At 36.9% G+C, this 13,433-nt stretch carries 9 protein-coding genes; 5 read left to right on the forward strand and 4 right to left on the reverse strand.

Features of this window, described 5'->3' with window-relative positions:
- Positions 1–164: 164 nt before the first annotated feature.
- The 5 genes from DF947_RS09435 (at position 165) to DF947_RS09455 (ending at position 7,864) form a co-directional block, all read left to right on the forward strand.
- The gene (locus DF947_RS09435) at positions 165–770 is read left to right on the forward strand and encodes a TetR/AcrR family transcriptional regulator (RefSeq protein ID WP_109929451.1); all 606 of its coding nucleotides are present in this window, start codon (positions 165–167) and stop codon (positions 768–770) included.
- 204 nt (positions 771–974) lie between these two features.
- The gene (locus DF947_RS09440; protein WP_109929452.1) at positions 975–2,315 is read left to right on the forward strand and encodes a TolC family protein; all 1,341 of its coding nucleotides are present in this window, start codon (positions 975–977) and stop codon (positions 2,313–2,315) included.
- A 2-nt stretch (positions 2,316–2,317) separates the two neighbouring features.
- On the forward strand, positions 2,318–3,385 hold the full coding sequence (locus DF947_RS09445; RefSeq protein WP_109929453.1) for an efflux RND transporter periplasmic adaptor subunit: 1,068 nt from the start codon (positions 2,318–2,320) through the stop codon (positions 3,383–3,385).
- 66 nt (positions 3,386–3,451) lie between these two features.
- Positions 3,452–6,646: an efflux RND transporter permease subunit gene (locus DF947_RS09450; RefSeq protein WP_109929454.1), complete on the forward strand. Its 3,195-nt coding sequence runs from the start codon at positions 3,452–3,454 to the stop codon at positions 6,644–6,646.
- A gap of 414 nt (positions 6,647–7,060) precedes the next feature.
- Positions 7,061–7,864: a hypothetical protein gene (locus DF947_RS09455; RefSeq protein ID WP_109929455.1), complete on the forward strand. Its 804-nt coding sequence runs from the start codon at positions 7,061–7,063 to the stop codon at positions 7,862–7,864.
- A gap of 135 nt (positions 7,865–7,999) precedes the next feature.
- Here DF947_RS09455 and DF947_RS09460 read toward each other — a convergent pair whose 3' ends face one another.
- From DF947_RS09460 to DF947_RS09475, 4 genes are all read right to left on the reverse strand, one after another.
- Positions 8,000–9,202, reverse strand: a complete 1,203-nt coding sequence (locus DF947_RS09460; RefSeq protein ID WP_109929456.1) for an MFS transporter — start codon at positions 9,200–9,202, stop codon at positions 8,000–8,002.
- Positions 9,203–9,645: 443 nt separating this feature from the next.
- Positions 9,646–11,052 (reverse strand): dihydrolipoyl dehydrogenase, encoded by a 1,407-nt coding sequence (gene lpdA / locus DF947_RS09465; protein ID WP_109929457.1) that lies wholly within the window; start codon positions 11,050–11,052, stop codon positions 9,646–9,648.
- A gap of 107 nt (positions 11,053–11,159) precedes the next feature.
- Positions 11,160–12,182 carry an esterase-like activity of phytase family protein gene (locus DF947_RS09470; RefSeq protein ID WP_109929458.1) on the reverse strand — a complete coding sequence of 341 codons (1,023 nt, stop codon included), beginning with the start codon at positions 12,180–12,182 and terminating at the stop codon, positions 11,160–11,162.
- A gap of 234 nt (positions 12,183–12,416) precedes the next feature.
- The gene (locus DF947_RS09475; RefSeq protein WP_109929459.1) at positions 12,417–13,310 is read right to left on the reverse strand and encodes a DUF6515 family protein; all 894 of its coding nucleotides are present in this window, start codon (positions 13,308–13,310) and stop codon (positions 12,417–12,419) included.
- Positions 13,311–13,433: the final 123 nt, after the last annotated feature.

Here is a 13,433-nt window from a genome sequence, read left to right on the forward strand (position 1 = left end):
CTTAATAAATTAACATCATAATTACATATAAACCAAATAGAAGGCCTTAAAGTGTCATAAAATTGTAAGCTTTGATTGGATTTTCAATCACTTGATTAATAAATTAAATTATTAGCACTATTTTTGACTAAAATATTAAAAAAGTCAGAAAGTAGAAAAGTAAAATGATTGTAGCTGATAAAAAGAGAGAACAGATTATTGAAGGTGCTATAAAACGCTTTAGCCATTTCGGTATTGGCAAAACAACCATGAACGATATTGCTGAGGATCTTTCGGTTTCGAAACCATCTCTTTATTATTATTTCCCAGATAAGAAAAGCCTTATTGTTGGTGTAATAGAAAAAGTATTTACCGACTATTTTGAACAATTAAAAAAGAAATATAATCCGGATGCACCGTTGGAAACTGTTCTTTTTCAAACGATAGACATTCGTAATACTTTTTTTATGAAATATTTTATGCTAAAAATTTCGGAAGGAGTTCCAGATATCTTTAGCGATGAAACGATGAAGAAAAAGTTTACTTCACTAAAAGATTCGGAAAAAAATTTTTACGCTCAAATATTCTCCAGAGCACAGGAAAAGGGCGAAATTAAACATGAAAACATGGCACACGTTGCCGAGCTATATCTAGAAAGCCTGTTAGGCTTAACCAATATGTGCATTATGGAACTTGGAAAAGATTTGCTTCCAGATAAAAAAGCTGTAAATAGAATGACCATGAAACAAAAAGATCTTTCTACAATTTTTGCAAAAGGACTAAAGTGCTGAAAAGAACAAAGATTAAGGAGCAAGGAACAAAGATTAAGGAGCAAGGAAAAAAGATTAAAGATTAAAGATTAAAAGCTCAAGCCTGAAAAACCAAGGCTTCGCCACTAGATCAAATACTAAAACAAACCTTATAAATCCCTTTTTAGAGAAAGGTTGCGACAAGGCTAAATAGATAAGAACCCAAAAACAAAAAAACAATACATTATGCTTAGAGTAAAAATGGTAAAATTAATGCTCATCCTGATTACCGGCATGGCTTTACCGCAACTGGTATCGGCTCAGCAGCAGATTACCTTAAAAGATGCGCTAACCTATGCGCTCCAAAACAATACAAATGTTCGTAAATCGAAATTAGATATTGAAGGCGGAAGATATAAGGTTCAGGAAGTAAGGGCGCAGGCTTTGCCTCAACTTACAGGTACCGCAGGATTAACTTACAATCCTATTATTGGCCAATTGGTTGCAAACTTTGGTGGGCAAACACAGGCCATTAAGTTGGGCCAAAACTGGAATTCATCTGCTGGCGTTCAGCTTTCGCAACAATTGTTTAACCAACAGGTTTTTACAGGTTTGCAAGCGGCTAGGTCTAGCGAAGAATATTACAACTTAACTTCTCAGTTAACAGAAGAACAGATTATTGAATTGGTTGCTAACAATTATTATCAAGTATTGGTTAATAGACAGCAATTAAACGTAATCGACACCAACATTAAAAATGTTAAGGTTGTAGAAAAAATTGTTTCCAATCAGTACAAAAATGGTTTGGCTAGAAAAATTGATGTAGATCGAATTAATGTAAACATTACCAATTTAACTACACAACGCGAGCAAACGCTTAATGCCATAACTCAGTTAGAAAATCAGTTGAAATACTCAATGGGTATGCCTGTAACTACGGCCATAGAATTGCCAAAAACAGAGTTAACTGAGGTGAGTCAATTGCCACAATTTTCAGAAGCTATCGATTTTGCCAACAGAACAGAAGTTAAAATATTAGATACCCAAGATAAGCTCTTATCGCTTCAACGAAAGGCTTATGTTGCAGAATACTATCCTAGTTTAGCCTTAACAGGCAACTATACGTATTCTAGCCAGAGCGATAGTTTCGACTTCTTAAAATCAAATGCAGCAGCAATTGGTTATGGAGCATCGGCAGTTGGTTTAACTTTAAGGGTGCCAATTTTTAACGGCTTCTTAACACGTTCAAAAATACGCCAGGCAGATGTAGACATTAAAAAGGCTAAAGAAGACAGAAAAGAATCTGTAAACTCGTTAAACCTTGCTTACGAGAATGCAAAAATTCAGCTTCGCAATAACCTAAATACCATAAATTCTCAACGTAAAAATGCAGAGTTGGCGCAAGAGATTTATAAAAGCACACAAAATAACTATAACAACGGCTTAGCCTCTTTAACTGATTTGCTTGATACCGAGAACTCGTTAACCCAAGCACAAAACAGTTATACACAGGCTCTGTTAAATTACAAAATAGCCGAAATACAATTAATAAAATCAAACGGAAATATTAAATCGCTAGTACAATAGAAATGAAAAGAGTAATTATTATAATCGTGGTAGTTGTTGTTGCCCTTGGTGCAATAGCATACGTTTTAAGCAACAACAAAAAGAAGAACGAAGAGAAAACTGCTTTCATTGCTAAAGGTGGTGGTGCTGTTGCAGTTCGCGTTGCTTCAGTAGAGAAAAAAATAGTTGATTTAGATTTCAGCGCTAATGGAAATTTCATCCCTAAGCAGGAACTTAATTTCCTATCAGAAAACGCTGGTCGTGTTACTGCAATTTATGTAGATGAGGGCGACCGTGTAAGTAAAGGACAGGTTTTGGCCCGTGTAGATGCAGAAATTATCAACACAGACAGAGAAACTGCTCAAGCAACTTATCAAAACGCACAAAGAGATGAGGCTAGATATCAAAGCTCTTATGAAACAGGTGGCGTAACACAACAACAACTGGATCAAGCTAAACTGGCTACTAGAAACGCAAAATTGCGCTTGCAGGCTTCACAAAGAAAAGTAAGTGATGCAAACATTAAATCGCCAATTAACGGAATCGTAAACAAAAGATATATTGAAGTTGGTGCTTTTGTAAATACGCAGGGTACTCAGTTATTCGAACTGGTTGATGTTTCTAAGTTGAAACTAAAGGTAAATGTAAACGAATCGCAGGTGGCAAGTCTTAAAGTTGGCGATCAGATTAATATAAAATCTTCGGTTTTTCCGGATGAAAAATTCTCAGGAAAGGTAACTTTTATTGCAGCTAAAGCAGATGCTACCTTAAACTTCCCAGTAGAAATTGAAGTTTCCAACAATGCTAAAAATAGCCTAAGAGCCGGAATGTATGGTACTGCGGTATTCAACTTCCCTAAACAGGCACCAAGCATACTTATTCCGCGTACATCTTTTGTAGGTAGTGTAAGTAGTAATCAAGTATTTGTATTAGATAAAGCAAACAATACATCAAAAACCCGTACTGTGGTTACTGGTCGTATTCTGGGCGATAACGTAGAAATTCTTGACGGCTTGAAAGAAGGAGAAACTGTAATTACCAGCGGACAAATTAACTTAACTGAAGGAACTGCTGTTACCATAGTTAAGTAAGTCAAAGTTTATAGTTGTGAGTCAAAAACGCAATAGCCAAAAAGCTATTCGCAATAAAAAAAGAAAATGAAGATAACAGACATATCTATAAAAAGGCCTTCGTTGGTAATTGTGGTGTTTACCGCACTTACTTTACTTGGGCTATTAAGTTACTTTTCGTTGGGCTATGAATTACTTCCAAAATTCTCGAACAACGTAGTATCTATTTCAACCATCTACCCTGGTGCATCACCAAATGAAGTTGAAAATACCGTAACCAAAAAAATTGAGGATGCGGTATCATCGATGGAAAACATCAAAAAAATAAACTCGGTATCTTTTGAGAGTTTATCAACTGTTACCATCACCTTAACGGATAAAGCAAACATTGATATTTCATTAAATGATGCGCAACGTAAAGTAAATGCGATTCTTTCTGAGTTACCAGAAGATGTTAAAACACCATCACTAAGTAAATTCTCTTTGGATGATTTACCGGTAATCACCATGTCTGCATCAGCAAACATGGATGATATTACTTTCTATGATTTAATTGATAAGCGTATTGCTCCCGTAATTTCTAGGGTTAGTGGTATTGCTCAGGTCAATTTAGTTGGTGGCTCGGAGCGTGAAATTCAGGTTTCGTTAGATGCAGATAAATTACAAGGTTATAATCTTTCCGTTCCTCAGGTTCAACAATTAATTTTGAGTTCTAACTTAGATTTCCCTACAGGAAGTGTTAAAACACAAAACCAAGACGTACTAATCCGTTTATCGGGTAAGTATAGAAGCATGGACGAGTTAAGAAACCTAGTTTTAACTACTTCAAAAGATGGCGCTCAAATTCGTTTGGGTGATGTTGCCGATGTTCAGGATTCGCAAAAGGAAACAGAAAAATTGGCTCGTATCGATCGTAAGGCTTCAATTGCAATTCAAATTATTAAACAAAGTGATGCGAATGCGGTAGAAGTAAGTAAGGGCGTACATGCTATTATTGAAAAGCTTAAAACCGAATATGCAGCCAACAAACTGGATATCAGAATTGTTAACGACAGCTCTATTTTTACTTTAGAATCTGCCGATGCGGTAATTCACGATTTAATTTTAGCGGTTATCCTGGTGGCCTTTGTAATGCTTTTCTTCTTGCACAGTTTGCGTAATGCATTAATTGTAATGGTATCTATTCCGGTTTCGTTAATTGCTACGTTTATTGGAATTAGCTTATTTGGATTTACCTTAAACTTAATGTCGTTACTGGGATTATCACTCGTGGTAGGTATCCTTGTGGATGATGCAATTGTGGTACTGGAAAATATCCAGCGACACATGGAGATGGGCAAAAACAAAGTTCGGGCAGCATCTGATGCGACAAGAGAAATTGGTTTCACGGTAGTATCCATTACTTTCGTAATTGTGGTGGTATTCTTCCCAATTGCGGTAAGTACTGGTTTGGTTTCGAACATTCTCCGTCAGTTCTGTATCGTGGTAATTATTGCAACCTTACTCTCGTTATTGGCTTCGTTTACCATTGTTCCGCTTATCTTCTCTCGTTTTGGTAAGTTGGAGCATATAGAAGGCAAAAACATGTTCGGTCGTTTTATCCTTTGGTTTGAAAAACAATTAAAGAAATTTACCCTTTGGATTACCAGTATTTTAACTTGGTCGCTAAGTCACAAATTTTTAACATTACTTATTGTTTTTGTAATGTTCTTAAGCTCATGCGGATTATTGGTTGGTGGTTTTATCGGTTCGGAGTTTTTCCCTAAATCGGATAAAGGAGAGTTCTTGGTTCAGTTAGAATTGCCAAAAGATGCATCGTTAGAACAAACGAACTTTTTAACTCAAAAAGCAGAAGCTTACTTAGACAAACAACCGGAAATTACACAGTTGATTACCACAGTTGGACAAGCAACCGGCGATTTCGGTGGAACGCAAGCAACCGCATACAAATCTGAAATTAACGTAAAACTTGTTGAGCGTGATAAACGTGAGGGTGTTTCTTCAGACGTTTTCGCTACGAAAATGAGTCGTGCGCTGGCAAAAGAACTGGTTGGTGCAAAAGTAAAAACAGTTCCGATTAGTATTTTGGGTATTGCTGAAAATGCACCAATCCAACTTGTTGTAATGGGTTCTGATTTGGACAGCGCTTTGAAATATGCAGAAGGTGCTCAAAAAGTGTTGGCTTCGATTCCTGGTGCTACCGAGATTAAATTATCAGTAGAAAAAGGAACGCCTGAGATTAATGTTCAGGTAGATCGGGATAAAATGTCGGCTGTTGGCTTAACCTTGCAAACGGTTGGTTCTACCATGCAAACTGCTTTTGCGGGTAATACCGATGGTAAATACAGAAAAGGCGAATATGAGTATGACATCAATATTCAATACCAAAACTTCAACAGACAAAATATTGATGATGTTCGTAATTTGATATTTATAAATAATGCTGGCGCCCAGATTAAGTTATCTCAGTTCGCAACCATTACAGAAGGTTCAGGCCCTAGTCAGTTGGAGCGTTTAAATAAATCTACATCTGTTTCTGTTAAAGCTCAATCCATAGGTAGACCTACCGGAACAGTGGTTGCAGAATTCCAGGCAAAACTGGAGGAAATGCAAAAGAACGGTAAACTGAAAGCTCCTGTTGGTGTAAGCTATTCATGGGCTGGAGATCAAGAAAACCAATCAGAGGGTTTCGGTACATTGGGTATCGCCTTATTGGCATCCATCGTTTTGGTTTACTTAATTATGGTTGCACTTTACGATAGTTTTATCTATCCACTGGTGGTAATGTTCTCGCTTCCATTGGCAGTAATCGGCGCATTACTTGCACTGGCTTTAACCAATAACTCTATCGGTATCTTTACCATTTTAGGTTTAATTATGCTTATGGGTTTGGTTGCCAAGAATGCGATTATCTTGGTCGATTTTACCAACCATCTAAAAGCTGAGGGCAAGGAAACTAAAGAGGCACTTGTTTTAGCTAACCACGCACGTTTAAGACCAATTTTAATGACAACCATAGCCATGGTGTTCGGTATGCTTCCTATCGCGTTAGCGAGTGGTGCAGGTGCCGAATGGAAAAATGGTTTGGCATGGGTTATTGTTGGTGGTTTAACCAGTTCATTATTCTTAACCCTTATTGTTGTACCCGTAGTTTATTTAATGTTCGATAGAATGTTAGAAAGATTAGGTTTAAACAAAAAAGGCAAAACCATTGAAGAATTAATGGAAGAACCTTATAAACATGTTGATGTTAACGAATACGATCTAGATCACGGTCATTAATAAACATCCAGATTAACAATCAAACTAAGCTGCCTTTACCCAAGGGCAGCTTTTTTTTTTGCAAGAAAAGTTTTAACGCAATCATCATGCTGAATTTAGTTCGGCATTTTTTATACATAGCAATTGAATTACTCAGGTTTAAACACATTAATTTAACCATCTCGACAGCAACGGATTATTTTGGAAAGCAATGGCAGTTTTTCATTTTAATGTTAGTCGGGCTGTTTGCTCTATCACCGATGAAAAAGAATCGGAGGATGCCGCTTCCATCCCATTTAATTAACCTTGGTTCTCCTAAATATCATAATCCACCTTTATATTAAAAACTATAGAACAAATTTATAACCAATAGTTTATGGCCAATTTTATCTGCCCAAAAAACAAAATATTCGCAATAATTGTATATTAGCTAATATGTTTAAAGTTGTCTTTCAAGTTTTCCTTGCTCTTTTTGTTTTCACCGCCAGCGCCCAGCATCCTCCAGTTTTTGGCGCAATGACCACTGATTCTTCATTCATAAAAATTTACGATTTAAATGTTACACTGGTTAGGTACAGTTACAAACCCAACGGGATAAAATTTCTTGTTGTGCATGATAATGAAGATACAGGCGTAAAAGCAGGTTTCGATTACATCCGTTGGAGCGGAGGCGAACTTATTGATAGCCAATATGGAAGTGTAAGAGATTATAACTTTAACTATATGGATGATAGTTATAGAATTGATCCTAATGCAATTTACACTGAAGTTGGCGTAAATAGTCGCCTTAAAAAAAATGCTTATAGCTCAAATGAAGTAGAAAAAGCAATATTAAAAGCAGGAAAACAGATTGTAGATTTTTACGACCCAAAATCTACCGGTTACATTTTAACGCTTCACAATAATGCCGATGGTGGCTTTGGAATTTCATCCTATCTCCCAGGTTATGATTTATCCAGCACCGCAGATTCGGTTTACATTAACTTTGCAATGGATGGAGATGATTTGCTCTATGTAACTGAACCCAGGCTTTTCTCTAGCTTAAAAAAAGCCAACGTAAATGTGATTCTGCAATCCAAATTTGTAGAAAACGATGGATCATTATCCGTTTATGCAATGCAGAATAACATTCCATATATTAATGTAGAAGTACAGCATGGGCATTTAGACGAGCATTTAAGGTTGATTGAAATTGCTGTAGCTGCACTAAAAGAACACGGATTGGTTAAGAAGCCTTGATGACTTCCGAAGCCTTAAAGGCCATATCGGCGAGGGAAACTTCGCAAGTCTCAAAGATCAACTTACATTATTTTTGATTAAACTAACGAAGTTTTTCAATGCTTCGCCCTATATAAACTTCGTAAGTTGAGCGGATTAATCTACAGCACTAATTTTGGTTACCAGAAAACTGACCAGCAAACCAAAACAGCCAATAACAGCGTAGGAATAACGTAGGCTTGAAAGTTGAGAAATGTATCCAATTAATGGTGGCCCCATTAAAAAACCAAAGTAACTTACACTAGAAACAATTGCAATGGCGATGCCCGGTGCCACTTTACCATTTTTACCCGCAACACTATAAACAGTTGGTACAATACTTGAAACCCCAATCCCGACTAACATAAAACCAATTGTTGCAGAAACTACAAAAGGAAAGAAAACAGATAGAAACATTCCTGTTGATATAATTAAGCCACTTATTTGAATTGTTCGCTTTCTGCCCACCTTTGCAATAATTTTATCTCCTACAAAGCGACCAGTTGCCATCATGACCATAAAAGAAGCATAACCTAAAATAACTAGCGAGGATGGTGCTTTTACGATATCTTTGAAGTAAACACCGCTCCAATCGAACATTGCCCCTTCTGTTGCCATGCTACAGAAACCAATAATGCCCAGTTGGAGCAATACGCCTTCTGGCATTGTAAACAGTTTGGTTTTGCTTTGATTTGGCGATCCCTTTCCTGGAACGAGATGTTTATGATTTAAAAGAACATTACACCAAATGAGTATTACGATAATCCAAAAGTGATAGTATGGAATTACATGCAGGTTAACCATTAACAATCCCACTAACGCACCCGAAAAGCCAGCTATGCTCCAAGCGCCATGAAAAGAAGTCATGATTGGTCTACCGAACAATTTTTCTGCTTCAGAGCCTTGCGTATTTACTGCGATGTTGCACATATTACCAATTACTCCAAATAAAAATAAGAATACAGCCAAATGCCAGGGAGCTGTTGCCAAGCCTAAATTACTCAGGGCAAGCACATATAAAGGTGCGGTTATTGTCAATATTTTTTTACTACCGTAACTGGTAACCAACCTACCAGAAACGGGCATAGTAAGCAACTGGCCCAGTGGCAGTGCCAAGAGAATACTGCCCAATGTGCCATCAGAAAGGCCTAAGCTGTGTTTAAGATCGGGAATTCGACTTGCCCAGGATGCAAAAGCTATCCCCTGACCAAAATAAAATAATGATACCGCTAAACGAATACGATTTGGTGAACTTACTGCTACTACAGGCTTAGTTACTATATTATTCGAGAGTTCCTGATTTGCGTTTATTTCTTCCAAAATTTATACTAATGGTATAGTTGATGATTTGCAAAGTTCTTTAAATCTATCCGAAATATAAAGTTTATTCCATACTAAAACGTTTTAATTTAAAAAAAACGGTCTCATTGTTGGTTTATTAATGTTTTTAAGCCTAAAAAAAATAAAATTCTTTATAACGAGATAAATCCTAAAATTAGTGACCGAACTTGGCTTTTTGTAACTTTTTGTTTCAATTTTGGGTTTGCATGAGGGATAGACGTGGAAATACTTTTTTGTTTTTTCTACAAAAAAGATTGAAACAATAGCCCGACCCTTGCGCGGCTTGGGGCATGCCCAAATTATTTAATCACAAAAAAAAACCGATAATTTCTTATCGGCTTTTAAGTTGTTCGTCACTCTAAGTTTATTTCAGCGTGTTAACTGATAGACGCTGGAAACAATGATCAGCATGACGTTCGTTATTAAATATGTATTGCTCTATTATCAGTTGCAGCCAAAGCAGCTTCTTTTAAAGCTTCAGTGTAAGTTGGGTGAGCATGACAAGTACGGGCAATATCTTCTGCTGATGCACGGAATTCCATTGCAATAACCGCTTCAGCAATCATATCCGCAGCACGTGGGCCAATCATGTGTACGCCTAATACTTCATCTGTTTCGGCATCAGCCAAAACTTTAATGAAACCATCGGTGTCTATACTTGCTTTTGCGCGTCCGCTGGCTTTGAACGGAAATGAACCAGCCTTATATTTTGTACCTTTTTCTTTCAATTGCTCCTCTGTTAAACCAACAGATGCAACTTCTGGCCAAGTGTAAACTACACCTGGAATTAAATTATAATTGATGTGCGGTTTTTGACCAGCAATTGTTTCCGCAACGTATGTTCCTTCATCTTCTGCTTTGTGGGCTAACATTGCGCCTGTAATCACATCACCAATGGCATAAACCCCTTTAACCGAAGTTTCTAAATGTTCGTTTACCGGAATTTTTTTACCTCTTTCTTCTACCGTGATTCCGATTTTGTCTAATCCTAAACCTTCGCTATAGGCAGTTCTACCAACAGCAACAATACAATAATCAGCTTCTAGAGAAATAGATTCGCCTTTTGCATTATCCGCTTTAACAGTAACTGTTTTACCTTTTACGGTAGCGCCAGTAACTTTATGGTTCATGTAAAACTCCATACCTAGGTTTTTCTTCAAAACACGTTGAAGTTCTTTGCCTAAACCGGCATCCATGGTACCGATTATAGATGGTAAAAACTCAACAACAGAAACTTTTGTACCTAAGCGGGCGTAAACAGAGCCCAATTCTAAACCAATTACTCCTCCACCGATAACAACCATCGATTTAGGCACTTCCTTAATATTTAAAGCTTCGGTTGAAGTAATAATGCGTTTTTTATCGATTGGCAAAAATGGTAAAGCAGTAGGCTTAGAACCTGTTGCAATAATTACATTCTTTGCTGATATGGTTTCAGTAGAACCATCCGCTTTGGTAACCAAAATGGTATTTTTGTCTACAAATGAACCAACTCCTTCAAAAGAATCAATTTTGTTTTTCTTAAATAAATAGGTAATTCCTGCGGTATTTTGTGCAACAACATCGTCTTTACGAGCAATCATTTGTGGCATGTTAACTTTAAGATCTTTTAAATCGATACCATGCGTTGTAAAAGTATGTGCTGCATTGTGAAAGTGTTCTGATGAATCCAATAACGCTTTTGACGGAATACAACCAACATTTAAACAGGTACCTCCAAAGGTTTTATATTTTTCTATAACAGCTGTTTTCAAGCCTAACTGAGCACAACGGATTGCGCCTACATAACCGCCCGGCCCTGAACCGATAACAACGACATCGTATTGCATAATTTTCTAAGAATTTTTGATTGATCAAAGGTAGCTAAAAAAGGTTGAAGGTGAAAGGCAGAAGGGTGAAGGCAAATGACATGAGGCCGTAAAATTTCGTAAACTGATTAAGGCACTATTTCAAACAAAAAGAATTGCTGAATTTGATTTTTCGCAAAGTTATTATCCACACAAAAAATCAAAGTGTCGTGCCCGTTTGGCAATTTCGGTCCAAAAGTTATGCCTTCAAAATTATCGATATGCATATTCAAACTATCGAAATCGAAAAGTAATTTCTTTGTTAAAGGTCTAGGAGGATTTTTAATAAAAGATGTGTTGTTGATTTCATTTTTTGCACCATTTAAATCGACCAGATAAAGTTTTATAAAGGTATGATCGTCATGTCCTTTTGCCCAAGCCCTTTCCATAACCAACAAGGTATGGTTGTTAACAGCCAAGATTTCGGATATTCCATTAATATTCCAATCGCTTTCTACCGATGGGTTTACGGGCAACTCACCCAAATTATAGGCATATTGAGCTGTATTTTTCTTACTTGAAACATCAAATTTTAGAATACGGGTTAGGGCCTTACCGTACCCAAATGAAGCCTGCATCCCATCCTGATAAAGGGGTTCCTCTAAACTGGCATATAAAGTTTTGTAATTATCGGCATAACTTAAACCTTCAAAAAATGCATTTTTGCGCACACCGAACGCTTGCTTGGTAATTTCAAATCCCTTTGGAAGTGGAACCGTATCTAAAAATTTTCCTTCGGTTGATATAAATGTTAAAGCAGGCTGTACGATGGTAGTATCTGTTGGGCGGTACAAACGTTCACCTTCGTTAGCCCAAACTAAACGTTTCCGACTTGGGTCAAATCTTACTGATTCCCCATCAGCCTTGGAATTTTTTCCGTATTGATATTTTGGATATTGCAAGCCATTTTCCTGCATAATAAATTTAACTCCAGTAAGCTGGATGGTATCGATTTTATTTTCTTTAATTTCAATTTTTGCTGTATAAATTCTTGCCGGACTAAATTGAGAAGGATCATCACTAATTAAATAATACTGATCGTTTTTAGTATCGTAATCAATCCCTGATAAACCTCCAACTAAAGTGTTTTGATAAACACTGTTTAGAGGCATAATATAGCTGTTCAAAAATTTAATAGACGAGATGGATGTTGCCTTTGTTTTGACAGCGAATTTTGCAGTAGAACAAGACGAAAGAAAAATAATGACAACTAAGTATAAGAGGGAGATTTTGGCTTCTGCTTTTTTCAAATCGATTTGTTTTTTGTAAAAATATGGAATTCGTTTAAATAAAAAACCGCTTCAATGTTAAATCGAAGCGGTTTGAAATTATAATTACCAACTAAATTAAAAAAGCTTTCCAATAACCCTGTAACTGGTTGTGTTTCCATTAATTACTTCTTCGTAGTAAACATCATCCGGAGAAACAATATATTTCTCGTTTTTAATGGTTACTTCTCTGCAACCTTCTGGCAATTGATTAATGATATCGCCAATTTGATGTGTATCAACTGGGCCATCGGTAGTATTTAATACGCCATCTTTACCCGCTACAACATAAACTGTTTTCCCATCGGCGTTAGTGCCTTGGGTATAATAAACACCTTTGTATTCGTAATAATCCACGCCATCAATGGTAACTAAATTTGCATCAGATGGTAAGTTTGGAACTTCTGCACCAACTGGCGGAACAACTACCTGATAGTTATTTTCATATTGTCTGTAAAATAAACCTCCAGAATAGTAATACTGGTCAGGACCAAAATAAAATGGATAATATCCGTAAGGCAAAACATTTAAACGGAAACCAATAAAAGGCCTGTAATAGTTGTGATAACCATAATATCCATAGCTAGGGCGATAACCATATCCTGGTCTGATATAACCACCACCGGGACGGTAGCCCGGGCGATAACCTGGTCTGTTATAACCATAACTTGGACGAACAGGGCGACCACCTGGGCCACTAATGCCTGGACTTGGTCTATAACTTCCTCTACTTGGGCCTTGAATTCCTCCTCTTGATGGTGCCTGCATAGATGGCTGTCTCGAAGTTGAGCCGCCGCCACGTGAAGGTGATACAGAACTTGATCTACCGCCACCAATGCTTCCTCCAGATCTGCCACCACCAGAACTACCTCCTCTACTTGGTCTTTGAGCAGAAGCATTTTCTACATTAAGGGTTGCTACCAATGCTGCTACAGCAAAAACAACCAAACTTTTATTTAATAACCTATTCATTTTTTTGTGTTTAAAGTCAATTATTTATATGACGATGAAAATCCTTAAAAGATTATCGCTTAACATTATTTAACTAAATTTTGATAAAGGGATGACGATTTCAGGTTCAATTACTAACAAACC

The sequence above is a fragment of the Pedobacter paludis genome (assembly GCF_003173575.1).
Lineage (GTDB): Bacteria > Bacteroidota > Bacteroidia > Sphingobacteriales > Sphingobacteriaceae > Pedobacter > Pedobacter paludis.